The 24,546-nt window shown below is 59.4% G+C and carries 24 protein-coding genes; 11 read left to right on the top strand and 13 right to left on the bottom strand.

The window, feature by feature from the left end; translation table 11 throughout:
• Positions 1 to 105: 105 nt before the first annotated feature.
• Together ACILSR_RS29805 and ACILSR_RS29800 are read right to left on the bottom strand one after the other, a co-directional pair.
• Positions 106 to 1,185, bottom strand: coding sequence for a pyridoxal-phosphate-dependent aminotransferase family protein (locus ACILSR_RS29805; protein WP_395753474.1), 1,080 nt, complete (start codon positions 1,183 to 1,185; stop codon positions 106 to 108).
• 259 nt (positions 1,186 to 1,444) lie between these two features.
• Complete coding sequence (locus ACILSR_RS29800; protein ID WP_395753473.1) at positions 1,445 to 2,098, bottom strand: hypothetical protein; 654 nt, start codon at positions 2,096 to 2,098, stop codon at positions 1,445 to 1,447.
• Between the two features lie 639 nt (positions 2,099 to 2,737).
• Between ACILSR_RS29800 and ACILSR_RS29795 the strand changes: the two genes are divergently transcribed.
• Complete coding sequence (locus tag ACILSR_RS29795; protein ID WP_395753472.1) at positions 2,738 to 2,986, top strand: hypothetical protein; 249 nt, start codon at positions 2,738 to 2,740, stop codon at positions 2,984 to 2,986.
• Positions 2,987 to 3,142: 156 nt separating this feature from the next.
• On the opposite strand, the gene ACILSR_RS29790 is transcribed toward ACILSR_RS29795, so the two are convergent.
• Both ACILSR_RS29790 and ACILSR_RS29785 read right to left on the bottom strand, forming a co-directional pair.
• On the bottom strand, positions 3,143 to 3,382 hold the full coding sequence (locus ACILSR_RS29790; protein ID WP_395753471.1) for a hypothetical protein: 240 nt from the start codon (positions 3,380 to 3,382) through the stop codon (positions 3,143 to 3,145).
• 534 nt (positions 3,383 to 3,916) lie between these two features.
• Positions 3,917 to 4,813, bottom strand: coding sequence for a sugar phosphate isomerase/epimerase family protein (locus ACILSR_RS29785; protein ID WP_395753470.1), 897 nt, complete (start codon positions 4,811 to 4,813; stop codon positions 3,917 to 3,919).
• Positions 4,814 to 4,871: 58 nt separating this feature from the next.
• Between ACILSR_RS29785 and ACILSR_RS29780 the strand changes: the two genes are divergently transcribed.
• From ACILSR_RS29780 to tnpA, 5 genes are all read left to right on the top strand, one after another.
• On the top strand, positions 4,872 to 5,663 hold the full coding sequence (locus ACILSR_RS29780) for an SDR family NAD(P)-dependent oxidoreductase (protein ID WP_395753469.1): 792 nt from the start codon (positions 4,872 to 4,874) through the stop codon (positions 5,661 to 5,663).
• 65 nt (positions 5,664 to 5,728) lie between these two features.
• Positions 5,729 to 6,124, top strand: a complete 396-nt coding sequence (locus ACILSR_RS29775) for a hypothetical protein (RefSeq protein WP_395753468.1) — start codon at positions 5,729 to 5,731, stop codon at positions 6,122 to 6,124.
• A gap of 19 nt (positions 6,125 to 6,143) precedes the next feature.
• Positions 6,144 to 7,058 carry an ROK family protein gene (locus ACILSR_RS29770; RefSeq protein ID WP_395753467.1) on the top strand — a complete coding sequence of 305 codons (915 nt, stop codon included), beginning with the start codon at positions 6,144 to 6,146 and terminating at the stop codon, positions 7,056 to 7,058.
• Entirely contained in the window at positions 7,055 to 7,834 is a 780-nt protein-coding gene (locus ACILSR_RS29765) for a sugar isomerase domain-containing protein (protein WP_395753466.1), read from the top strand. The genes ACILSR_RS29770 and ACILSR_RS29765 overlap by 4 nt, the downstream gene beginning before the upstream one ends.
• Before the next feature lie 16 nt (positions 7,835 to 7,850).
• Complete coding sequence (gene tnpA, locus ACILSR_RS29760; protein ID WP_395753465.1) at positions 7,851 to 8,303, top strand: IS200/IS605 family transposase; 453 nt, start codon at positions 7,851 to 7,853, stop codon at positions 8,301 to 8,303.
• 28 nt (positions 8,304 to 8,331) lie between these two features.
• Here tnpA and ACILSR_RS29755 read toward each other — a convergent pair whose 3' ends face one another.
• The gene (locus ACILSR_RS29755; RefSeq protein WP_395753464.1) at positions 8,332 to 9,171 is read right to left on the bottom strand and encodes a hypothetical protein; all 840 of its coding nucleotides are present in this window, start codon (positions 9,169 to 9,171) and stop codon (positions 8,332 to 8,334) included.
• A 169-nt stretch (positions 9,172 to 9,340) separates the two neighbouring features.
• Between ACILSR_RS29755 and ACILSR_RS29750 the strand changes: the two genes are divergently transcribed.
• Positions 9,341 to 10,378, top strand: coding sequence for a methionine synthase (locus tag ACILSR_RS29750; protein WP_395753463.1), 1,038 nt, complete (start codon positions 9,341 to 9,343; stop codon positions 10,376 to 10,378).
• A gap of 358 nt (positions 10,379 to 10,736) precedes the next feature.
• Here ACILSR_RS29750 and ACILSR_RS29745 read toward each other — a convergent pair whose 3' ends face one another.
• Positions 10,737 to 11,570, bottom strand: coding sequence for a PP2C family protein-serine/threonine phosphatase (locus ACILSR_RS29745; protein WP_395753462.1), 834 nt, complete (start codon positions 11,568 to 11,570; stop codon positions 10,737 to 10,739).
• Entirely contained in the window at positions 11,567 to 12,679 is a 1,113-nt protein-coding gene (locus ACILSR_RS29740) for an aldose epimerase family protein (protein WP_395753461.1), read from the bottom strand. Before ACILSR_RS29740 ends, ACILSR_RS29745 begins: the two co-directional genes overlap by 4 nt.
• Before the next feature lie 148 nt (positions 12,680 to 12,827).
• Between ACILSR_RS29740 and ACILSR_RS29735 the strand changes: the two genes are divergently transcribed.
• Positions 12,828 to 16,277, top strand: a complete 3,450-nt coding sequence (locus ACILSR_RS29735) for a protein kinase domain-containing protein (RefSeq protein WP_395753460.1) — start codon at positions 12,828 to 12,830, stop codon at positions 16,275 to 16,277.
• Positions 16,274 to 16,990: an RNA polymerase sigma factor gene (locus ACILSR_RS29730; protein ID WP_395753459.1), complete on the top strand. Its 717-nt coding sequence runs from the start codon at positions 16,274 to 16,276 to the stop codon at positions 16,988 to 16,990. Before ACILSR_RS29735 ends, ACILSR_RS29730 begins: the two co-directional genes overlap by 4 nt.
• A 58-nt stretch (positions 16,991 to 17,048) precedes the next feature.
• Here the strand turns inward: ACILSR_RS29730 and aspS are convergent, their stop codons facing one another.
• Entirely contained in the window at positions 17,049 to 18,887 is a 1,839-nt protein-coding gene (aspS, locus tag ACILSR_RS29725; protein WP_395753458.1) for an aspartate--tRNA ligase, read from the bottom strand.
• Between the two features lie 381 nt (positions 18,888 to 19,268).
• Between aspS and ACILSR_RS29720 the strand changes: the two genes are divergently transcribed.
• Together ACILSR_RS29720 and ACILSR_RS29715 are read left to right on the top strand one after the other, a co-directional pair.
• Positions 19,269 to 19,865: an RNA polymerase sigma factor gene (locus ACILSR_RS29720; RefSeq protein ID WP_395753457.1), complete on the top strand. Its 597-nt coding sequence runs from the start codon at positions 19,269 to 19,271 to the stop codon at positions 19,863 to 19,865.
• A 136-nt stretch (positions 19,866 to 20,001) separates the two neighbouring features.
• On the top strand, positions 20,002 to 20,772 hold the full coding sequence (locus tag ACILSR_RS29715; protein ID WP_395753456.1) for a hypothetical protein: 771 nt from the start codon (positions 20,002 to 20,004) through the stop codon (positions 20,770 to 20,772).
• Positions 20,773 to 20,778: 6 nt separating this feature from the next.
• Here the strand turns inward: ACILSR_RS29715 and dtd are convergent, their stop codons facing one another.
• From dtd to ACILSR_RS29690, 5 genes are all read right to left on the bottom strand, one after another.
• Positions 20,779 to 21,231: a D-aminoacyl-tRNA deacylase gene (dtd, locus tag ACILSR_RS29710; protein ID WP_395753455.1), complete on the bottom strand. Its 453-nt coding sequence runs from the start codon at positions 21,229 to 21,231 to the stop codon at positions 20,779 to 20,781.
• A gap of 70 nt (positions 21,232 to 21,301) precedes the next feature.
• On the bottom strand, positions 21,302 to 21,496 hold the full coding sequence (locus ACILSR_RS29705; protein WP_395753454.1) for a hypothetical protein: 195 nt from the start codon (positions 21,494 to 21,496) through the stop codon (positions 21,302 to 21,304).
• Positions 21,493 to 22,140 carry a hypothetical protein gene (locus tag ACILSR_RS29700; RefSeq protein WP_395753453.1) on the bottom strand — a complete coding sequence of 216 codons (648 nt, stop codon included), beginning with the start codon at positions 22,138 to 22,140 and terminating at the stop codon, positions 21,493 to 21,495. The genes ACILSR_RS29705 and ACILSR_RS29700 overlap by 4 nt, the downstream gene beginning before the upstream one ends.
• Positions 22,141 to 22,187: 47 nt before the next feature.
• On the bottom strand, positions 22,188 to 23,120 hold the full coding sequence (locus ACILSR_RS29695) for an amidohydrolase family protein (RefSeq protein ID WP_395753452.1): 933 nt from the start codon (positions 23,118 to 23,120) through the stop codon (positions 22,188 to 22,190).
• Between the two features lie 154 nt (positions 23,121 to 23,274).
• Complete coding sequence (locus ACILSR_RS29690) at positions 23,275 to 24,507, bottom strand: thymidine phosphorylase (RefSeq protein ID WP_395753451.1); 1,233 nt, start codon at positions 24,505 to 24,507, stop codon at positions 23,275 to 23,277.
• Positions 24,508 to 24,546 lie beyond the last annotated feature (39 nt).

The raw sequence follows: 24,546 nt of genomic DNA, 5'->3' as shown, positions 1-24,546 counted from the left end.
TTCTGGTGAGACACAGCAGTATCCGGCGCATGCACAAAAAACCCCATGCCACCAGAGGCGGCATGGGGGGAATGGATTCAATTCAGCTTTCGTCCCTGTAGGGGATCAGAGCTTCGCCAGGCTGTCATCCAGAGCGGCGATGACCGTGCTGATGCTGGCCTCGGACTCGTCGCCCATGTTGGACACGCGGAAGGTCTTGCCTTTCAGCTTGCCGTAGCCGCCGTCGATGATCATGCTGTGGTTCTTCTTCAGCAGCGCGATGAAGGCTGCGACGTCGATGTTCTTGTTGTTGGCCACGCAGGTCAGGGACTTGGAGCGGAAGCCTTCGGGGGCGAAGAACTCAAAGCCGTTGCGGCGCACCCACTCGTGCACCATGCCGTTGAGCTTGGCATGGCGGGCGTAGCGGTTGTCCACGCCTTCAGCGAAGATCTTCTGGAGCTGATGACGCAGGCCGTAGATGAGGCTGATGCACGGCGTGCTTGGCGTCATGCTCTTTTCGCCGTTCGCCTTGAATTCGAGGAAGTCGAAGTAGTAGCCGCGGTCATTGATCGTGGCGGCACGGGCCATGGCGGCCTCGGACGCGGTGAAGAGCGCCAGGCCCGGGGGCAGCGCAAAGGCCTTCTGGCTGCCGGTCAGCAGCACATCAATGCCGAGTTCGTCAAAGTTCACTGGCACGGTGGTGAAGCCGGACACGGAATCCGTGATGAACATCACGTCCGGGTACTTCTTCTTCAGCGCGGCGATCTCGGCGATGGGGCTGAGCACGCCGGTGGAGGTCTCATTGTGAATGAAGGTCACGGCGTCGAACTCTCCGGTGGCCAGGCGCTTGTCGATCTCGTCGGCACGCACGGGCTGGCCCCATTCCACCTGGTAGGCCTCGGCTTCCTTGCCGCAGCGCTTGGACACATCCAGCCACTTGTCGGAGAAAGCGCCGTTGCAGCAGTTGAGGACCTTTTTCTTCACCAGATTGCGGATGGAACCCTCCATCACGCCCCAGGCGGAGGACGTGCTCAGAAACACCTGCTGTTTCGTGCCGAAAAGAGTCTGCAGCATCGGCTGGATTTCGGCATACAGATCCTGGAATCCCTTGCCGCGGTGCCCGATCATGGGCTGCGCCATCGCAGCGTAGGTGTCAGGGCTGACTTCAACGGGTCCAGGGATGTAAAGTTTGACGTGGGTGCTCATTGCGTTGGGTGGAGGGGGAAGCGGATTCTAGGGCGCTCGGGCGGGTGCGCAAGGGCTGTGTGGGGGGCGAAAGACATGCACTTTGCTGCCTGTTCCGGGTTTCCTGGCATTGCGGATTTGTAATCAGAGGGCTTTTTATCCCTGCACTAGCTGGCGAACCTTTCGGATAAAGCGACGGCAAGCGGGGAGTGTCAATGACACGACAGAGGCCATACGAGCCGCTGCCTGCACCCGAGTCATTCGTCCTTCTTGGATTAACTCATTGTGAGGCAAAATCTCCATCTAATTTCATTTCCGCCAGCCGTAACGCATAGTAGTCGGCAAATGAAAGATTCTGATGGCTCACTGCATGTCGATAAACGTCAGTCCAGAATGGTCTCATTCCAGATGGAATAGTAACACTGTTTCTTGTCATGGAGTATCGATGCGGCACAAGGGGCTGTGGTGGATCGCCACGATCATATCTACCACCCAATATCATCCCGCCGTATCCGTCTGGTTCGTGGTTCTTGACCCTGTCGCAGGCTTGAGTCTCCAAGACCTTCCGTCCCCGATCAGTAAACAGCGAAGGATCGTAGAGGCTGGCAAGAAATAGAAGGTCATGCACGGCAAAGTTCACCTGATCACCAGGTAGCCGGTATATGGTGTCCACGCATTTTTGACCAAGAATCAAACTATCGCGAATCTCGTCGCGGTGTGGATCGTGAAAATTCTTTCCATCGCACTCGAAGCCAATCCGCGTGGTCGGAGTCTGAGCGACCAAATCAATCCGGAATGTCGCCCAAGGCGTTGGGCACGGGAACTCTCTCATCAATGTGGACTCTTCAGAAATGTGAAGATCGAGGACACGCTCTAGGCGGACTGCAAGCGGGCTCTCGGCTTCAGGACCAGTAATGTAATCGAATCGAATCACGAAATTCTAGTTTGCTAGGCGACGTTTGGTTGCAGCGATGGCAAAAGCTCATGGGTGTGGCGGTGGAACGATGATCTGGCATCGCAACTCGGGCAAGTGACGATAGAATACCCGTGGTCGTTCGCAATCATGTATTTCACGTTGGGCGGACGAGGCGGATGAATCGCAAGGATGCAGCATCGCGACCGAAAAGCGCTCCACAAAGAGGACAAGCAATGCGCGCGAGAATGGCCTCGGTGGCTGCAAGCTCGCGGCGTATCCGGCGATCGCTGAGGAAAGCCATGGCGAAGAGAGCAGAAACTACAGCCACCCCACCGAGGAAAACGCGAGAATGATGGCGGTAGAAAGACACCGCTCCAAATACGCCGAGCGTAACGAAAAACACACCGAGAAGTATGAGGATTATCTTCGCTGGCTTTATGGAGAACTCAAAGCTAGTCACCTAACGCCCCAAGCTCAGCGACCCGGCCCACGGGACGCCGCGATTGCATCGGGAGCGCGATGGCCGGGTTCGCTGCAGCGCATGGTTAGGCATCACGGCGACACCTCCTGACACACCTCTGCTGCAAAAACAAAATACCGGCCGGGCTGAACCGCAGACGCCGCACTCTCTCGCCACCATCTCGCTGCCTCGGGCGCATGTGGAGTGAGCAACTCAACGGCCTGAAGCGCGTCCACAACGTAGCCTCTCTCCTTCCGGGTCCGGCCAAAGAGACGCGCAAAGAACCAGCCAAGCCTGCTCCTCGGAGCAGAGAGAACGCCCAAGGTCTCAAAGTCTCGCTGGCCTGTGACGGCAAGCGGAAGGTCGAGACCAATCCAGGCGTCACGCACTCGCTCTGGTGCGTCGCCTGGCGGAGTGCTGATGATGCGAACGTGCATGACGTGTAGTGATGCCTAACGTTTTAAGCGCTGGCACCGCAGGGGAGGGGGTGAGCGTCGAGACGGAATGGCGGGTTAAAGTTTTGGAAAGCTTCGCCGACAGAGCGGCCCCAGCGGTTGTCCAGCCGCGCCTTGTTCGCCCTGGATGGTTGTGATGGCTGTGGGTCATGGGATCAACGTGCGAAAATAGGAGATGGTGTCGAGGATCCACCTATTCAAGGTCGCCCACGGTAATGGGCCATTACCCCACCACTCAATATCGATGTGGCCGGAAACGCGCAAACCAAGTGACTCGCCATCCAAACCCATAGGCCGCTCCGGTATCAATGGAATCTCGATGACACGGAGTGCCTCATAGCGTGGCGTCCAAGAGTCGGCATCAATCGTCGCAATGGCGGCGGACATCGTGGGCTCATCTGACTGTGCAATAATCTCCCCTCTCATCAGCCTCTCGATGCGATCCGAGTCGGCCTTCTGGTGCCAAATGACTCGCTGTAGTTCGAAGCCTGCTCTGCGGGGCAACTCCCTGACCGTCCACCCCGTAGCATCATAAAAGCTAGGAATGTGAAACACCGTTAATTTGGGGAGGCCCGGACGACGGTATGCCGGATGGTCCGGATGTCTACGAACCAAAGCACAGCCCTTATCCATACATCGATACCACGAATCAGGAGTTGCATTGGTTGGCATGTTGGGTGACCTGAGGTTTGGGCGAACTATTTGATAGCCGACAAATCTGTCGAGTACGTATTCTGCACTATGTACGACAGATTTGTCGAGTACCAACGGCGTTGGGGTTTTATGGTTGTTGTTTTTGATGCGTATGCCGAAGATAGGTTGCAGGATTGTGGAATATGACGCGCTATGGTGTGATATTTTCGTGTTTAATATGAACTGGGTTGCAGGCCGCTCCTTTCCCGACGAAACGAACCCGATCCTTCACGCCCACCCCAGCCACCCGCTCAGCGTCTTCATATCCCGCACGTGCGCCTCGCGGAAGCTCTTCAGCACGGCGGCATCCTTCGGGTTCCCCTCCAGGTATTCCAGATGCAGTGAAATGGGGCCGGTGTAGCCGGTTTTCATGAGCATCTTGCCGTAGGCGGGGTCCACCTGGCCTTCGCCGAGGGGGACGGTGACGAGTTTGCGGCCGTCCCATTTGTAGTCTTTGAAGTAGGCGGCGCCGATGTGGTCTTTGACGAGGTTGAACTCAAGGGGCCAGGATTTGCCGCCTTCGCAGGTGGCGTGCAGGATGTCGAAAGCGAAGCTGAAGTCCTGCGCGGGGTATTCGCGCATGATCGAGAAAATGTCCCACACAGGCGCGCCGAAGTAGTCCTGCCCGCTGTGGTTTTGGAACATGGGCTGGATGCCGATCTCTTTGCACAGGGCGACGAGGTCCTTGATCTTGGGGCGCACGGCCTGGAGCTGGTCCCAGATGGGCTGCTTCAGGTCGTACTTGTAGTAGTTCATGCGGAAGCGCTTCACGCCCAGCTTGGCGGCGGTGCGCAGGACTTCCTCCGTACGCTGCTCCTTGCTGACCTCATTGATGCCGGAGGTCAGGATGGTCATTTCGAGACCCTGCTTTTTCAGCGCCTCGATGTATTTGGGGAGTTCATCGACGACCTTTTCGGGCTCGATGTGGCCTTTGGGGCGGATGGGGGACTCGACGCCGTTGACGCCCATCTCCGCGCCGAGGGTGGCGATTTCGTCGTAGCTGAGACCGATGAGATGCTTGGTGAAGAAGCACACGGTGTTTTTCGTTTTCGTCGTTTCCGCCATCAACGGAGTCGTAAAAGCCAAAGCAGAGAGGTTGCGGATGAAATGGCGGCGTGTGTTCATGAGGCCTCATTAACGTCTGCCATTCGACATTCTTCAATTGCCATTCGACATTCCGCCCATGCATTCCCTTTCCGGCCAGAACATCATCCTCATGGGCGGCACGACGGGCCTCGGGCTGTCGGCGGCCAAGAAGTTCGTGGCTGCTGGGGCGCGGGTGGTGGTGACGAGCCGGTCGCAGGTGAATGTGGATGCGGCGGTGCAGGCACTCGGCTCGAAGGCGCGTGGCTTTGCGGCGGACGCTGCCACGCCGGAGGCGGCGGAGCGGGCGGTGGAGCTGGCGGTGGGGGAGTTTGGCCGGGTGGATGCGCTGTATCATGTGGCCGGCGGCAGCGGACGCAGCCGGGGAGACGGGCCGCTGCATGAAATCACGGACGAGGGGCTGCGCTACACGCTGGATCTGAATTTGAACTCGGTGATCTATTCGAATCGTGCGGTGGTGAGGCAGTTTTTGAAGCAGGGCACAGGCGGGGTGATTCTGAACATGGCCAGTGTGCTGGGGTATTCGCCCTCGGCGCAGTTCTTTGCCTCGCATGCCTATGCGGCGGCGAAGGCGGGAATCATCGGGTTTAGCAAATCCATCGCCGCGTATTATGCGCCGCAAAACATCCGCGTGAATGTCATCGCCCCCGCGCTGGTGGAGACGCCGATGTCCCAGCGGGCGGTGAGCAACGAGAACATCATGAACTTTGTCAAAACCAAGCAGCCTCTCGATGGCGGTCGCATCGGCCAGCCTGAGGACTGCGATGCTGCGGCTCTGATGCTGCTCTCGCCTGAGTCGAAATTCATCACGGGGCAGGTGCTGGCGGTGGATGGCGGGTGGACAGTTAGCGAAGGACAGCTTCATTCGTGATGATGCCGGGGAATTCCAGACTCATTTTGTTTGGCGCATTATGCTGTTTCACATCCTGCGGGTTAATGGGTCAGCAGGAATCGAAAGCACAGCCCTTGTCGGAGCTGAAAAAACTCGACCCTCGGTATCTAGCGCCGGAACATGTGAAAGGCTTCGAGCATCATGTGGCGGAAGGAGACGGCTATTCTGCCTGGATGTTGCACAAATACTACGCACACCAACACGATCCTAAAGCTGGTGAATATCTGCTTCTGGCTGCCAACAGAGGTGTTCCAGAAGCACAGTGCAGTTATTACGCGATTCTGATCCAGAATCCTGATCGTAAAGTGCGGGAAAGTGCGGTGATTTGGCTAAAAAAAGCCGCGGCACAAGGCTATGAGCCCGCAAAAGAGTGGTTGGGGCATCATGACGAAGTCTTGAGGTTGTCCGATCTAAGACATGCAAGCTCCCAGAAACCGTGAGATCCAACCGACCTGAAAATTGAAACCTGAATTTTTAAACCTCGCCATCGGCATCGATCTCGGCGGCACCAACATCAAGGCTGCGCTGGTGAACACGCAGACCGCGCAGACGCTTTCCACGCTCTCGCGGCCCACGCGCGATGGCGAGTTCGAGGGCGACACGCCTCGCTTTGCCCTCACGGTGCGCGAGATTGTGCATGAACTTGAGGCCCAGGCCGGGCACAAGCTGCGAGTGGGTCTGTCCGCACCAGGGCTGGCCAATCCCGACGGGCATTGCATCGACTGGATGCCGGGGCGCATGCATGGGCTGGAAAAATTTCATTGGTCCGCCTTTCTTGAGCGCGACTGCCGGGTGCTGAATGATGCGCATGCGGCGCTGCTGGGAGAGGTGTGGGCGGGTGCAGCGAAGGATACACAGGACGCTTTCATGCTGACACTGGGCACAGGCGTGGGCGGCGCGGTGTGGAGCGGAGGCCGCCTCATCAAAGGAAAGATCGGGAGGGCCGGGCATCTCGGGCACATCACGGTGGATGCGAATGCGGTGTGCGACGATTTTAACACGCCGGGCAGTCTGGAAGATTCCATTGGCAATCAGACCATCGCCCAGCGCGGAGACGGGCGTTATGCCACCACGCATGCGCTGCTGGATGCCTACGGCGCGGGTGATGAGCATGCAGCGCAGGTTTGGCTGAAATCGGTGAAGCATCTCGCCGCCGCCATCGCTTCTCTCATCAATGTGCTCGATCCCGAGGTCGTCATCGTCGGCGGTGGCATTGCCACTGGGGCAGGGGAGCGCTTGTTTGGCCCGTTGCAGCAGGCTCTCGATGGCTTCGAATGGCGGCCCGGTGGAAATGCGGCCCGCATTGTTCCTGCCACGCTCGGCGACAGCGCCGGGTGCCTTGGCTCTGTTTTCAATCTTCTTCAAAACTCATGACTCCCGCCCTCCAATACCTCGACGCCAGCCAAGGCCTTCTCAATCGTGTCCGTGATCAGCTCCCGCTCATTCAACAGACGGCCGATATGTTCGCGCAGACGATTCTCGCCGGGCAGATGGTGCATGTGTTTGGCTCCGGCCACAGCCGCATTTTGGTGGAGGAAATGTGGCCGCGGTATGGCTCCTTTCCGGGCTTCAATCCCATCGTGGAGCTGTCGCTGACCTTCCACAATCTCGTTGTCGGCGCGAATGGGCAGCGGCAGGCGATGTTCCTGGAAAACGTGAGCGGCTTCGCGACCCGCATTTTGCGGAATTTTGACCTAAAGGCAGGGGACAGTGCGCTGGTGATTTCCAGTGGCGGCTGCAATGTGGTGCCGGTGGAGATGGCCGAGGAATTTCAACGCCGTGGGGTGAAGGTGGTCGCGATCATCAGCACCACACACAGCGAAGCCAGCACGAGCCGGCACCGCGATGGGAAGAAGTTGCAGGACTTCTCCGACATCGTTCTGGATACCGGCGCGCCGGTGGGGGATGCGATGATCAAAATTGAGGGGCTGGAGACGCCGGTGGCGCCTGGCAGCACCGTGGGCGGGTGCCTGCTGGTGAACGCGATCAAGGCGGAGGTGGCCGACCGACTGACGAAAGCCGGACAGCCGCCGAAAGTGCTCACAGCCGGCGCGGTGGTGGGTGCCGCGAAGGCGACGGAACTGTTTGAAGCTGCGTATGACGAGCACGCACGGCGGATCGCGAAGTATTATGCTGGGCTGGGGGCCTGAGGTTTGAGATTGTGCCATGGACAGCACCTGCACGCAGATCCTCTATCACATCGTGTTATCCACCAAGGATTGCGCGCCGGTGCTGCATGCGGACCGGCGGGAGGACTTTTTTCGTTGTGCGTGGGGAATTCATCTGGAGCTGAACTGCCCGCTCTACCGCATCAATGCGATGGAGGATCATGTGCATGTTTTGATGGCCCTGCATCCGATGCTGTCGCTGGAGGATTACATGCGCGAGCTGAAAACAGGAACGACGGAATGGATCGGCAAATCCGTTGCCTTTCCAGAGTTTGACGGCTGGCAGGAGGGGTATGCGGCTTTTACCCTTTCGGTTCACGAAAAGGAAGCGGTGATCCGCTACATCAAGAACCAGCAGGTCATTCATGAGCGCACAGATTTTCAGAGTGAATACCGGCGCATGTTGGAAGAGGCCGGAATCAAACCCGCCGCGCCTGCTGCCGCAGAATGATGCGGCAGCAGGGGTGAACGGGCAGATGTCAGCAGAATCCCAGCCGCCTTCTGCGGATCAATAACACGATGCCGACGGAGGCGATGAGCATGCTGCCGCCGGGTTCCGGCACTGGGGTGGCGGTGATGTTCAAGTCTGAAATGGTGGCAAAGTCCGTGCCCAGGCTCAAAGCTGTGGCGCCGACGACGGCGTCTCCATGAAAGCGCACACCGATGGGACCACTCGGGACGGTGCCGCCGAGCGTGTAGTCGAGGCTCACCGTGCCGGTGGGCACTCCGGTGCCCAGCAGGCCGGCGATGTTGATCAGGGTGCCGCTGCTGTCGCTGCTGAGAGTGTTTCCCAGGCTGTCGATCAGCTCAAAGGTGAAACTGGGCGTGAGTCCTGCGACGGAGCTGAGGAGGCCGTTGTTGCCGTCCACGGCAAAGCTCACATTGTAATGGGTGTCGGCAGCGTAGCTGAGAACGCTCCCCGGAGTGTCGAAGTAGGCCACAGCATCCCAGGCATAGTGGATGCTGGTGCCAGACCCCAGGAGGCCGAGGAGGGAGTTGTTGTCATTGCTGATGCCGAACTGCAGAGCCGAGCCTGTCAACGAGACCTGGGCGGCGGACTCGGTGAGGCTTAGCACGATCGTCGCATTGGCCCCTCCTTGAGCGGTGAGGTCCCACAGCCCACGGGTGGCGGTGGTGGACCCGTTCGAAAGGGTGAGTGAGAGCAGCCCGCCTCCCGGTACGTCATAAACGACGGGGGTCGAAGAAGGGAAGATGTCACTATAGCTGCTACCAGCACCGACGAGTGTGGTCTGGGCGGACAATGTAGTGATGGTAAAATAATTAACTAACGCAAATATAAATCGTTGGTTGATTTTCATAAGGCTGGATGGTTGCGGTAGTACTATCCATGATTAGTATAACTGTTGTAACCTAAACTAAGATTCAATTTAGGCCCGCCTTGGGCATTGCAGCTTTCAGCCAGACTCGTTGTGCTTTTGGGGCGGGGCTTTGACGATGAGTCACTTGCGTCGTTAAGCTCGTCCCACCATGCAATCCCAGCCTCTCCGCACCTCCGTCATTGGCAGTTATCCCTTTCCGGGCTGGCTGGAGTTTTCAGCACGGCACCTGGCCGAATTTGGCAGTGCCGACATCGCCGAAATGCAGGACGATGCGGCGCAGGTGGCCATTCAGGACCAGATCGCCTCAGGGCTGGACGTCATCACGGACGGGGAGCAGACGCGGTTTGATTTTAACCTGTCCTTCTACGGATTCATCGAGGGCATCGCACTGGAGCCGGCCAGCCCGCGGCGGTTCGGGCCACCGGCGCATGATCAGCGAGGCAAGCATGAGATCGTCGGCGAACTGCGCGCGCCGCGCGGCTTGGGCGTGGTGGAGGAGTTCAAGCGCCTCCAGCGTCTGGCTGGGCACACGGGCAAGCGCCTGAAAGTCTCCGTTCCTGGACCCTACACCCTGAGCGGACGGCTGGCGCCGAATGTGACGTATCAAGATCGTTACGCGATTACAGAGGCGTTGCTGCCCATCGTGAACCGGGAGATCGCAGATCTCGTCGCGGCAGGGGCGGAGGAGATCTGCGTGGATGAGCCGAGCATGAGCTGCTATGGCTACCGCGAAGACACGAAGCGCTTTGTGGACATCTTCAACCGCACGGTGGCCAGCGGATACGGCAAGGCGCGCATCTGCACGCACCTGTGCTTTGGGAATTTCAAAGGCCACCCGGTGGGCTGGCGCAAATACGCGCCGCTGTTCCCCGCCTTCCTCGATCTGCACTGCGACGAGGTGCACGTGGAGATGGCGAACCGCGAATATGCCGAGATGGAGGTCATCAAGCCGATGGCCGAGCGCTACGACGTAGCCGTGGGCATCATCGATGTGAAAAGCTACCACATTGAAACGCCGGAGCAGATCGCCGATGCGGTGCGTGCGTGTTTGAAGCATGCGCCCGCAGACAAGCTGGTGTTTGCGCCGGACTGCGGACTGAGCCAGACGGCGCGCTGGGCGGCGAAGAAGAAGCTCGCCAGCATGGTGGCGGGCGTGGGCATCGTGAAGCGGGAGCTGGGGCTTTGAGCCAAAGTAGTCATGAGCTTTAGCTCGTGGTTCGGGGGCATGGGGCGAGGCCGCACCCAATCCGGACGAACTGAAGTTCTGGACTACTTTAGCTGATCTTCACCACACCCACTGTCGTGTTGTCCTGGCGGTCGTTGCAAAGTAGTCATGAGCTTTAGCTCGTGGTTCGGGGGCATGGGGCGAGGCCGCACCCAATCCGGACGAACTAAAGTTCTGGACTACTTTAGCCAATCTTCACCACGCCCACCGTCGTGTTGTCCTGGCGGTCGTTGCAAAGTAGTCATGAGCTTTAGCTCGTGGATTGGGGGCATGGGGCGGGGCCAGCCCCAATCCGGACGAACTAAAGTTCTGGACTACTTTACCCGATCTTCACCACGCCCACTGTCGTGTTGTCCTGGCGGTCGTTGTTGATGCGGCGGATGGCGAAGATGATCGCATCGGCGATCTTGTCGGCGGTGGTGTGCTTGCCAAAGCTGAGCAGTTCCTCCAGCGCCTTGTGGGAGAGGGTGAAGATGCCGTCGCTGGCGGCGATGATGATGTCGCCTTTCTTGAGGATCCACGGCTCCGCTGGAGTGTCGATCATCGCCAGGGGCATGCCGAGCAGGGCGGCCTGCAGGGTGTGGCGGTCGGGGTGGTTTTCGGCCTCCTCGCGGGTGATCTCGCCGCGTGCGGCACGTGCATCGATGATGGGGGAAAGGCTGTGGTCCGCATTAAGGCGGATCAGTTCGCCATCGCGGAACAGGAAGAGCGGGGAATCTCCCACGCTGATCCATTCCATGGTTTTTGGCGTGATGAGCACGCCCACCATGGTGGTGCCCATGGGCGGAGCCACGCTGGGCATGCGGCTGGTGATGATGCCGAGAGTTTCATTGGCCGTCTCCACGGCATGCTTGAGCTTCCAGGAGTGGGGGCCGTCCTGCTCATGGTAGGCACGCACAAAGGCGTTTACACCGATGTAGCTGGCCACGCTGCCGCCGGCATGCGCGCCGAGGCCGTCTCCGATGACAAGAAGCAGGCGCTCCAGGCTGCGCTCCTCCGGCTCCGCGGCGTCCGCAAAGGCATAGTAGTCCTCCTGGTTGTCGCGACGGCCGCGGTACTGCCTGGCGGCGAAATCCTGCTCCTGAATGAAGGCAGGCGGCTGGGTTTCAAACAGGGGGACTCGATCGGTCAGGACGGTGGTGGTGGCGCTCACTCGGAGATAGAAAATTGGTAGATCGTGGTGCTTTCAAAGGTTTCCCCCGGACGCAGAGTCACGCTGGGAAAGTTCGGATGATTTGGACTGTCTGGATAATGCTGCGTTTCCAGGCAGAAGCCATGACGCTTTGCATAAATGTGGCCTGCTTTTCCGGGCACGCCATTGAGGTGGTTTCCGGTATAAAGCTGCACGCCGGGCTCGGTGGTGCGCACGGTCATCACCCGGCCGGAGGTCGGCTCCTTCACCACGGCGGCCAGCTTCATTTCCCTGCCGGTGCCGGGGAGGACGTAGTTGTGGTCGTAGCCGATGCCCTGAATGAGCGGCTTGAAGTCCGCACCGATGCGCTCGCCGATGGCATGCGGGGCGGTGAAGTCCAGCGGTGTGCCCTTGATGCTGGCGATCTCTCCGGTGGGGATGAGATCATCATCCGTAGCGGTGATTTGTTCGGTGGGAATCGTGAGATGATGGCCCAGGATGTCGCCGCTGCCTTCACCGGCGAGGTTGAAGTAAGCGTGGTTGGTCAGGTTCAGCACGGTCGGCTTGTCCGTGGTGGCCTGGTAGTCGATCTTCAGAGCGTTGTCTTCGGTGAGCGTGTAGGTCACCGTGCATTTGAGGGTGCCGGGGTAGCCTTCTTCGCCATCGGCGCTGGTGTAGGTGAGTGCCACGCCATTGGGAACCTCTTTGGCGGCCCAGAGTTTCTTGTCGAAGCCCTCCTTGCCTCCATGCAGCTGGTGCTTGCCGGAGTTGGCCGTCACTTTGTGCTCCACGCCATCGAGCGTGAACTTCGCGCCGCCGATGCGGTTGGCGTAACGGCCTGCGATGCAGCCGAAGAAGGGATTCTTGCCGAGGTAGCCGTCGAGTTTGTCAAAGCCGAGTGTGACATCGGCAAACTGGCCTTTTTTGTCCGCCACTTTGAGGGCGACGATGTAACCGCCCCAGTTGGTGATCTTCGCCTCCATGCCGCCCGCATTCCGCAGGGTGAAAAGTTTGACCTCTTCTCCAGCGGCGGTCTTGCCCCAGCTGGAAGATTCGACGCTGGCGGCAGGTGACGAACCGGAGATCGACATGAGTAGCAGAAAAAAGGTTGGCAGCGCGAGGGGGCGCATGATTGGGAATTAGGTGGTTGGATGGCGAGTGTGACGGCACAGCTCGATTTTCGCAAGGAGGGATTCCACGGCCGCGGATGAAGTTTTTAACCCGGGCCTGAGGATCGTGTGTAACCTCTGCCGCCACTTTCCCCATGCAGCCGGTATCATGGACTCTCCCAACTCTTCCCCTGATCCCTTCCACGGTCTGAACCCTGCTGATCTCATGGCTGCCGCTGCCATGCCGACGGATGGTGGCGCTGACACGCTGCCACTGTCACGGGCTGATCTTCCCTCGCTGGAGGAAATCGCCGCTGCTTTTCCGGATCTTGAAGTCTTGGACCTCATTGGACACGGCGGCATGAGTGCGGTCTTCCGAGCACGGCAGCCGAAGCTGGACCGCGTGGTGGCGCTGAAGGTGCTGCCAAAGTCGCTGGCAGCCACGCCGGGCTTTGCGGAGCGCTTTACGCGGGAGGGGCGCGTGCTGGCGCGCCTGAGCCATCCGAACATCGTCACGGTGCATGATTTTGGTGAGAGCGGCGGGTTCTGCTACCTCATCATGGAATACGTGGACGGAGTAAACCTGCGCCAGGCCATGCGCGCGGGACGCTTCACGCCGGAGCAGGCGCTGAACATCATCCCGGTGATGTGCGAGGCGCTGCAATATGCGCACAGCCAGGGCGTGCTGCACCGGGACATCAAGCCGGAGAACGTGCTGCTGGACACGAAGGGCCGGGTGAAGATCGCCGACTTCGGCATCGCCAAGATTCTGAATGAAGATGGTGATGGCGGCATGATGCTGACGCAGAGCGGAGCGAAGCTGGGCACCGCACCGTACATGGCGCCGGAGCAGATCGAAAAACCTGGCAGCGTGGACCACCGCGCGGACATCTACAGCCTGGGCGTGGTCTTTTATGAGATGCTCACCGGCGAGCTGCCGCTGGGCCGCTTTGCCGCGCCTTCGGAAAAAGCGGCGGTGAATGGCAACATGGACGAAGTGGTGTTCCGCGCGCTGGCGAAAGACCGTGCGCAACGCCAGCAGAGCGCGGGAGAGTTTAAGACGCAGATTGAGGGCATCGCCGCAATGCCACCGCAGGCGCGGAACTCGCTGGCATGGCAGTTTGCCAGCTTTGAATACAAGTCCAAGCGCACGCTGCTGGGCAGGCCGCTGGTGCATGTGACGAAGGGCATTGATCCCGCGACAGGGCAGAAGCGTACGGCACGCGGCTTCTTTGCGTTTGGAGACAGGGCCATTGGCGTCGTGGCCTGTGGAGGCTATGCGCGCGGGCTGTTTGCCTTTGGTGGCATGGCCGTGGGTGGTGTGGCTGTCGGTGGCATGAGCATCGGGTTGATCTCGTGGGGTGGCTGTGCGCTGGCGCTGCTGCTGGCCTATGGAGGACTGAGCTTGGGGCTGCTGGCCGCAGGGGGCATCGCGCTAGGCTGGGAGGCCCTGGGTGGCTATGCGGCTGGGGTGCATGCTTGTGGCGGGCAGGTGTATGCGCTGGTGAGCGGCATGGGCGGCCAGGTGCATGCGCCGCGGGTGCTCACGAACGTGGTGGAGATGCCACCCCTGCTGCAGTGGCTGGTGTGGGTGACCAGGCAAAGCGCTTTCATCATCGGCTGGCTTTGGCTGCCGCTGCTGGTACCGCCGCTCGTCATGCCTTGGTGGGCGCGCAGGCAGCTTGAATTTGAAGCGCAGGGCGGGGCACAAAGCAGGACTGCATGGCACGAGCGCCCCTCCCGCGTGCTGTGGCTGCTGCCCTTTTCATTCCTGCTGTTTTTGGCTCTCACCTGGATGTCCCACCACTGGTGGAATACTGGAAGCACTGGGAATGGTCTGAGTGCACAGGCCATCACTGCCTCCGCCATCGAAGGGGCGGGTGTGCTGCTGGCCGTGATGGCTCTGCCGCTCTGGCTGCGGCTGGTACCAATGAATTCTTTGTATGGTGTGCGCCTGCCTTCGACCTTTGTTTCGGAAAAGCGCTGGTATGAGGTGAATGCGTTCTTTGGGCGGCATCTCTTTGGATGGTCGTTCAGCGTCATCGCCGCGGGCATCGCGGGGTTTTATCAGCTGCCGCGGCATCAGCATGCGTATGGGTGGGCGGCGCTGACACTGACCCTGGTAAGCGTGGCGGCAGCGGTGGTGTCCACGCTGGTGTGGATGCGCCGCCACCCGGTGGGCGGGCCGGAGATCAAGCCGCACCGGCTGGTGCGAAACATCGAGCAGGTGGTCCCAGCGCTGGTACTGGCCTTCTTCATCAAGGCCTTCATCTGTGCGTCTTATTCCACTCCCACTGGAAACGAGCCCGGTGTGGCCAGAGGCAGCTACTGGATGGCCTCCCGCCTCAATACGGGCTTCGCTCCCGGCGATCTCATCGCCTTTGCCCATGAGAGCGGCCAGACGTGGCTGGCCCGCGTGGTGGTCGTGGAACCCAAGGGCCTGCTGCTGAAACGTGGCGGCAGTCCGGAGGAGTTCTTCATGCCGTGGGACAAGATCATTGGGAAGATGCTGTTTCCGTACTGGCCTCTGGCGCTGGGGAAGGCAGGAGCGGATGCCAAGGCGGCACCTCAAGCCGTGGATCAAGGCACATCCAAAGCGCTGGACCGAAAGCCGGTGCTGGAGTTTGTCCGGCTGGCTTTGAAGCGCCAGCAGTTCAAGGATCCTGTTTATACCCCGGAAGGGACGCCGGTGACAGATTCAAAGAGCATGTCACACATCAACCATGCCTTCGGCTATGTGCCTCCCATCGTCGATGATGAGACCTGCTGGCTGCACCTGTGGTTTGAGCATCCGGACATTGACCGCCATAGCAGGCTCACAGTGGAGCTCACAGACGTCAACGGACAGGAGCTGAAGAACCGGGAGGATGATCTGAAAAGATACAACGGATGGAGCTTCGACACGTCCGACGGCGCGGATAATTCTTTGATGTCGGTGGTGGTGAGCCCTGGCCGGCGCGGCCGCCTGCCTTCCGCAGTGCGTGTGGTCCTGCGTTACAGCATGGGCCCATGGAAGGAGGGCCCTGTCCTAAGCCCCGATTTTCATGGCGCTCTCAACCTGGGGCCACGCTGCTTGCTGGCGGGACTGGGAGACGATGAAGACCATCGGGCGTTTGTCTCGTGGTCGAAGCCTGCGGATGAAGACACGTTCTATGATGTGATCGCCACGCTCAAAAACGGCGGTCGGATTGGCTCATCCGGACGCCTCGACAGCACCAACGACGGCACACGGATCGAGAGGGTCGAGTTCGGGGCTTTGCTGCGGGAGGTGGCATCGTTTCAGGTTCGCAGTCGAAAGCTGCAGACCGCTGTCTATGACAAGGTCATGCTGCCAATTCTGCCACCGCCTTCGTCTGCTGGAGCCGATGCGCGGCCGGCCATGCCCCAGACGCACGTGGTGTACATGCTCTCCGGATGCAAGCACACAGGACCGGTAAGATTCAAATCTGGGATGACTCTTGGGCAAGCCATCTCCCTAGCCGATGGATTCACCTCCTATGCGAAACCCTCCAAGGCACTCGTCATCCGCCACGGTCAGAGCATCTCCGCTGACTTGCTCCAAAGTGACAAGATGAAACTTGAGCTCGAACCGGAAGATCAAATCTTCATTCCTGAATGACTCACAGTTTTCACGACACCCGCTGGACGCTCGTTTCCCGCTCACGCGGCGATGATGCACAGGCGCGTGTGGCGTTGAGCGAGCTTTGTGCGGCCTACTATGCACCCGTGGTGGCCTTTCTGCGGCGGGATGGCCGTGTTGAAGATGTGGCGCGGGATCTGGCGCATGATTTTTTCGCCAAGCTGCTCGCCGGTGGTGCGATCGATGGGGCGGACCCGCTGCGTGGGAAATTTCGCAGCTACCTGCTCACGGCCTTGAAGCGCTTCGCGGCGGATCGGCGTGCGCGGGATCATGCGGCGAAGCGTGGCGGCGGTCAGGTGCATGCGGTGATCGAGCATGAAGCGGATGCGACAGGCGCGGGATTGCAGATTGCTGATGCGACCGTGGATGCGCCTGACGCGGCGTTTGACCGTCAGTGGGCGCTCACGGTGCTGGCGCGTGCCATGGGGAGGCTGGAGTCCGAGATGCGCGCGGAGGGCAAATCAGATCACTTCGATGCCTTGAAGCCCTGGCTGACCGCTGAAGCGGACGCCACGCCCCAGAGCGAAGCCGCCGCGAAGCTGAGCATGAGCGTGGAGGCCGTGAAGGTGGCCATCCACCGACTGCGAAAACGTTTCCGCGAAGCAGTGAAAGAGGAGATCGCGCAGACGGTAGGGCAGGCGGGAGATGTGAGGGAGGAACTGGACGCGCTGATGGGGGCGCTGAGGAGATAAAAAAATCCTCTGCCCTTGCGGAGCAGAGGATCTTTTATGATTCGAAGATAGGATTGCCTTATGCTGTGGGCGTTGTGGCTGCTGCCGCCTCCGGCTTCTTCTCCTTGAACGTGCTCTGGATGTAGATCTCCCGCAGGGTCTTGAAGTCGATCTGCGTCGGGCTGTCCGTCATCAAGTCGCTGCCCTTGTTGTTTTTCGGGAAGGCGATGACTTCGCGGATGCTGTCCTCTCCGCTGACCAGCATGGCGATGCGGTCCAGGCCGAGCGCGAGGCCGCCGTGAGGCGGGGCGCCAAAGCGGAAGGCGTCGAGGATGTGGCCAAACTTGTGGGCCTGCTCCTCTTCGTTCACGCCGAGCACGCTGAAGAGCTTGGCTTGCAGATCCTTTTCATGGATTCGGATGGAACCGCCGCCAAGTTCGTAGCCGTTGAGCACCACGTCGTAGGCTTCGGCGCGCACCTTGGCGTATTCGCCGGCTTCCATGAGCGGGATGTCCTCGGTCTTCGGACGGGTGAAGGGATGATGCACGGCCACCCAGCTCTGCGTCTCCGCATCCTGGGCCAGCAGCGGGAAGTCCACGACCCACAGGAAGTTCAGCGCGGTGCTGTCCTTGGTGAGCTGCGTCATGTTAGCGATCTCCACACGCACGCGGCCGAGGATGTCGCAGGCCTCCTGCCAGGTGCCGGCGTAGAAGAAGACGATGTCGTTTTCCTCGACACCGAGCTTGGCGATGAGGGCCTTCTGCTCGTCTTCGCTGAAGAACTTCCACAGCGGGCTCTTGTACTCGAGCACGCCGTTGGCATCGCGCTCCACCTTGATGAAGGCGAGCTGTTTCACTTTCATGCCGGCCTGCGTGGCGATCTCGTTGAGGCGGATCATCTGACCGGTGGTGATGCCGGCAAAGCCCTTGGCATTGATGGCGCGCACGACGCCGCCGTTTTCAATGGTGGTGCGGAAGATCTTGAAGCCGCTGTTCGCAAAGACGTCGGCCATGTCCACGATCTCGTTGCCGTAGCGCGTGTCGGGCTTGTCGGAGCCGTAGCGGTCCATGGCCTCCTGGTAGGTCATGCGCGGAAAGGGCGCGGGGATGTCGCGTCCGGTGCCGGCTTTGAACATGCTCACGAGCAGGCCTTCGACGAGGTTCACGATGTCATCGCGCTGGATGAAGCTGGCCTCGATGTCGATCTGGGTGAACTCGGGCTGGCGGTCGGCGCGAAGGTCTTCGTCGCGGAAGCAGCGGGCGATCTGGAAGTAGCGCTCCAAGCCGGCCACCATCATGAGCTGCTTGTACTGCTGCGGGGCTTGGGGCAGAGCGTAGAATTTGCCAGGGTTCAGACGTGCGGGCACGAGGAAGTCGCGCGCGCCTTCGGGCGTCGGGTTGCTGAGGATGGGGGTCTCTACCTCGATGAAGCCTGCGCCGTCCAGGTAGTTGCGCGCGGCGTTGGTGATCTTGTGGCGCGTGCGGATGTTCTTGCTCATGCGCTCGCGGCGCAGGTCCAGATAGCGGTACTTCATGCGCATGTCCTCGTTGGACAGCTCACGGTCCAACTGGAAGGGCAGCACATCGGCCTTGTTCAGGATCTTGCACTCGGTGGCGACGATTTCGACTTCGCCGGTGCCCAGCTTGGCGTTTTCGGTTCCCTTGAGGCGGGCGGACACCTTGCCGATGATCTGCAGCACGTCCTCATCGCGCAGGTGATGGCTTTGCGCGGCGAGCTCGGCGTTTTCTTCCGGACGGAACACCACCTGGGTCAGGCCTTCACGGTCGCGCAGGTCGATGAAGATGACGCCGCCATGGTCGCGAGCCGAATTCACCCAGCCACAGAGTGTGACGGTCTGGCCGATGTGCTCTGAGCGGACGGCGTTGCAGTGAAGGGAACGGTAGGCGTTGGGGATCATGGCGGAAAAAAGGGCGCGTAGAGTCGGCGGATTCGCCCGCTGCGCAAGAGAGAAGGCGGAGTGACGGTGGAGGTGGGGCGGGATCGTGAAAATGCGGACTGTTGCCGTGGAGGGGGACCTGCAGGGCACATTTTGTACATCCAGATTCCCTCTGGGTGCGGATACAAAGAGGAGCGCTTGGGCACTCAAACTCTCCAGCGCACTCAGTTCGGGGGAATAAATCGTTGATCCATCCATCTCATCCCAAGCGGAGTCGATGGGAGATCGAAAGAATGGATCAAGTTAGACAAAATCGGCAAAAAGTTAGGCAAAACTGAAACAAATCTTTGACGAAACGGCTTTTTGTCGCAATTATTAACCCGTCAGACCCATCCATCCATCATGAACGCGACTGAACCCCCACCTGAGTTAGACCCCAACGTCGCCGAGGATATCCGCCTTCTGAAGCGCATCTCGGAACGTGATTCGGCGAGCTTCCAGACCTTTTATAAAAAATACAGCGGACTCATTTTCGCCTCCATTTCCAATGTATTGAACGACCACCATGACACCGAGGACGTGATGCAGGAGGTCCTTGTGCAGGTTTGGAACAAAGCCCACCTCTACGAATCTCGCAAAGGCAAGCCCTTGACCTGGCTGACCACTCTGGCCCGCAACCGCGCCATCGACCGCATCCGCTCCAAGCAGCGCCGGTCCCGGCTCAACGATGATTTTGAGACGGAGAACAAGAAAGACCAGTTTGAGTTCGAACCCTCCGGCCATGAGAACCTGGAGTTCAAGGAACGCGACACCATCCTGCACAGCGCCGTGTCCCGGCTCACTCAGGATCAGCGCGAGGCTATTGAGCTCACCTATTTCAGCGGTCTCACGCAGGCCGAAGTGGCTGAGCGACTTCATGAGCCGCTTGGCACGATCAAAGCTCGCATACGCCGTGGCGTGAACCGCCTAGAGACGCTGGTGAAGCCACGGCTCGCCTGATTTTCCAACCCCCAAAACCTGGAAAAGCCAAACGAGAGGGGCGGACTTCGGTCCGCCCTTCTTCGTTTTAATGCATGGGTGGCAGGTGGAACGACCTGGCTCGACAAAGTGAGTCTGTGGTCAATCATTGGCCCGCATGACCTATTACGACCGCTACAAAAATGGAGAATGCCGGGAGGTTTGCTCCGAGCTTTTGGCTATGGGAACGGCCGTTCGAGATTCAGCGGTTGTCGAGGATGCTGCGGCGGTCGCGCGCGAGTTCGTTTCGAGAGCTGTTCGCAACGTCAAACAGATTCACTCAAGGCTCCTGGGGCTTGGTTATGCTTTCAGGCGGCCCAAAAAAGCGCTCGTGGTTCGTGAAGAGCCTTGTTATCGCGAAGTGAATGCGTTTGAGCGGGAAATGGGAACACTCCCTCTTGTGGTCAGAGAGTGGTATGCGCGTGTGGAGAGCCTGGATTTTGGTCAGAGCGAAGATCAATTTCGACAGAGCGATTCCGACTTGAAGGGGTTGGAATGGCATTACGAACTTTTGGTTTGGAGCCTTGATGAAGCCATGCTGGCGTGGGCCGAACTGAAGGAGCAGCATCAGGAGCTCAGGGAGCATTACCGGCGGGAGAAGATGAACTTGTACCAGGAAGATCCGGTGCCCTGCCTCATCACGGGTGGCTGCGCCAGCAATAATGATAGTGATGGATTTTCACTGCCTTGTCTCGAGTTCGATGCCGTAAAGCGGGAAGACGGCGAGAGCCTCACCTACACTGATTTTTTTCGCAAGGCATTTCAGTATGGCGGATTCCCAGTTCTGACCTGCCATGACCAGTATTTGAAACAACATACGAGCCTGTACCCGAGACCCAACATCGAGCGGCTTCTGCCCTTGCTCACACAAGACATCATTGCCCTTTGATCCCTCTCACTCCCGCGCCCGCGAATCGATGCAGATGGTCACCGGGCCGTCGTTGACGAGGGCAACTTTCATGTCGGCGCCGAAGATGCCGCGCGCTACGGGCCTGCCCAGCTCGGTTTCCAGCAACGCGAGAAACTGCTCGTAAAGTGGGATGGCGGTCTCGGGACGTGCGGCGCGGATGAAACTGGGGCGGTTTCCCTTCTTCGTGCTGGCATGCAGCGTGAACTGGCTCACCACCAGCAGATCTCCGCCGACATCTTTGACGCTGAGATTCATCTTCCCTTCCGCATCGCCAAAGACGCGCATCTGCGTGACCTTCTGCACCAGCCACGTCGCATCTTCGAGCGTGTCTTCATGCTCAATGCCAGCGAGGATCATGAAGCCGGTGCCGATCTGGCCGGTGATGCTGCCATCGACAGTGACGGAGGCGGAGGAGACGCGTTGGAGGACGAGGCGCATGAATGAGAATGACGAAACCAGAGTGAGGAATGTCGAATGACTTTAAATCAGGTATCAGCAGGAAGCCAGATCACGATGCCGTCTCGGATCGCGTTTTGCGGGCCTGTCGGCGCAACGCGGCGGCAAGCTTGTTGGCGTGGACATGGTCTTCATATTCATTGCGCTCGTCAGCCGTCAGTGTGCCTTCGGTGGACTTGCTGGCCAGTTCTTCGATGCGATCAAACACTGAATGATCCGGCTGCGCTGGCTCATGCGTCTGAGTCATGCTACGGAAAAGCGAACTAAAAATGCTGTGACGCGTTGAAAAAGCTGCGGGACATCTTCATCCTTATACTCGGGCAAATTGTGAGCTGCTGCATTTCCAACGCCCGCCATCCAGTCAACATCTTTGACGCTGATCTTGTCGATAATCTGAGCTGAATATAACGACTGCTTAAAGCTTTCGATCGTTGGTCGCGAGTTAGTAGGTGTGCAGTTATTGCTTGCGCATAGCTTGCGAAGCCGCTCTTCAAGAACTGCTCGTAGGATGATCGCTGCAGCAAGGTTATACTTTGCTGCGATTAAAACTTCGGCGTGTTCGAGAAGATCGCCGAGAACTTCAGCTCCAACAAGTTCTTCGAACGTCGAAAGGCGTCCTTTCTGTAGTGCATCGGAAATTGTATCCAACACGCCTTTAATTTTTTCCAGATCTGATAGAAGGCGGCCTTCAGGTGGCTGAAGCATTTCATCCCAAACTTTACCAAAAGGACCGAGTTTTGTGATCAACAACCGACATCCAGCCATCAACCCGGCAAATTTACTGTTGTCAAGAAAACCGACACCATGTGAATATTCAGCAGTTTGCGCAGCGATCCTCGCGTCATTTTGGAGATCTGCGACAAAAGCAATTAAATCCTGAGATGCCTTCATTAGGACTAAGGGGTATGGACTTGTGTATTACCGTCAAGCTCTAAAGGTCATCTTTGTTCATTGCGATCCACCCAGCGATACGCCTCCTTGGAGTTCTTCCAGAAGTACTTCTCGCATGCTTCGCTGCCTTTGCCGCGGAAGTATTCGTCCACGATTTTGAAGACGCCGTCATACGTCGCGCCTTTGTCGGAGACAGGCCAGTTGCTGCCGTAAATGAGGCGGTCGGGGCCGAAGGATTCCCAGAGATGATCGAGAACCGGGAGGTAATAGGCGGTGTCGGAAGGCGCCTTGCCGTACTCGCATTTCACCTGCTCCACGAGGGCGGAGACCTTCATGAAGGTGTTGGGCTGTTTTGCCGCGGCTCGGATGTTTTCCTTCCACTCGGGGCGCAGAGACTGAGGATCGCCGGAGGCACCGAGGTGATTGATGAGCACGCGCAGGTCGGGCACATCGGCGGCGAGTTTGGCGGCCTGGGGAAGATAGGTGGGGCCGCCGTTCAAGTCGAGTTCGAGTCCGTGCTTGGCCAGCGCTTTGGCACCCGAGAGCACGGCTTCCTGCTTTGTGGCATCCTGCAAATGCGCGCCGCTCCAGCGCACGCCGCGGAAGATGGGGTTTGAGGCAAAGCGCTGCAGATTTGCTGCGAAGTCTGCTCCTGGATCGAGATGACCGACGAAGCCCACGATGCTCTTCTCCTTTGCTGCGAGGTCGAGAATCCATTGGTTGTCTTCCAGCAAAGGACTGGCTTCGACGACGACGGTTTCTTTGACGCCGTGGGGTGCCGCCACCGCGAGCCAGTCTGCCGGTAAAACGGTTCGGAAGAGCGGGGTGCCTTTCGTGGGCCACGGAACACCGCCGGGCCGGGTGGGATCATAAAAATGCGTGTGCGTGTCGATGATGCGGGTGGCCGGTGGGGCGGCTTGTGCGGATTCATGCAGGAGGGCGGCGGCGGCAGTGGTCTGGAGAAAGCGGCGGCGGTTCATGGAGGAGGCAAACGTCAGGATAACACGGATTTACACCGCAAACTGGCAAGAGCGCCGTGGCGAAGCAAAGTACTGACGAACTTCAGTTCGTTCTGGAAGGGACGAATGCTCCCAGAGTGAGCTAAAGCTCACGAGTACTTTGCTTCGCTTCGCCTCACACAATCTCCACGCACTCCGCAAGGACATCCAGCGTGCGAAACAGCGCGCCTTTGGTGCGGGCATGCACGCGCAGCAGGACATCGCCCGCCTGGACCTGCGTGCCGGCTTTGGCGATCTGGTCGCAGCCAACGGCAAAGTCGATGGGATCGGTGGCTTTGGAGCGGCCGGCGCCGAGTTCGAGGATGGCCTGGCCGATGACGCCGGCATCCATGCGGAAAAGAGTTCCGCTGGCCGTGGCTTTGAGTTCGCCGATGAAGGGGGCGCGATGGATGGACGTCATCTTCTCCAGCGCCTCAACGCTGCCACCCTGCGCGGCGACCATCTGCTGAAATTTGCGCCACGCATCTCCCCGGTGCAGCATGGCGGCGAGATCGGAACGTGAAGAAATGGAGACCGCGGACGCGAGATCGAGCACGATGTCTTCCAAGTCCTGCGGTCCGCGGCCTTGCAGGCAGCGCACGCATTCGGCGACTTCGAGCGCATTGCCCGCGGACTCGCCGGTCGGCTCATACATCGAGCTCAGGCGCAGGCTGGAGCGCACGCCCATGGCCTGGCCGACGGTGACGAGGCTCTCCGCCAGGCGGTGGGCTTCCTCCGGCGTCTTCATGAAAGCGCCGGAGCCGTACTTCACGTCCAGCACCAGGCGGTCCAGACCTTCGGCGAGCTTTTTGCTCATGATGCTCGCTGTGATGAGCGGGATGCTCGGAACGGTGGCGGTGACGTCGCGCAGGGCGTATAGTTTTTTGTCAGCAGGACAGATGCCCGCGGTCTGGCCCACCATGACGCAGCCGACGCGGTCGATGACTTCATGAATTTCCACCTCGTTGAGCTGAGTGCGGAATCCGGGAATGCTCTCCAGTTTGTCCAGCGTGCCTCCGGTGATGCCGAGGCCGCGTCCGGAAATCATGGGCACCCAGACGCCGTCGCAGGCCAGCAGCGGGGCGAGGATGAGCGAGGTCTTGTCGCCGATGCCGCCGGTGCTGTGTTTGTCCACGCGCATGGGATCATGCTCATTCCACAGCAGCATGGAGCCGCTGTGCAGCATGGCTTCCGTAAGCGCGGCGGTCTCCTCCGGACGCATGTCGCGGAAATAGATGGCCATCGCCAGGGCGCTCATCTGATAATCCGGCATTTCCCCACGAGTGAAAGCACCGATGACGTAATGGATCTCCTCAGAGGTGAGGACTCCGCCGTCTCGCTTGTGCTCGATCAGGGTCGGGATGTGCATTAAATCGCATGCTAGTGGTGGCGGCGCTGGTTTGGCAAT

The organism is Prosthecobacter sp. (assembly GCF_044222565.1).
Taxonomy (GTDB): domain Bacteria; phylum Verrucomicrobiota; class Verrucomicrobiia; order Verrucomicrobiales; family Verrucomicrobiaceae; genus Prosthecobacter.
Note: the sequence above shows the minus strand (reverse complement) of the source record. Positions and strands in the feature narration are given on the sequence as shown.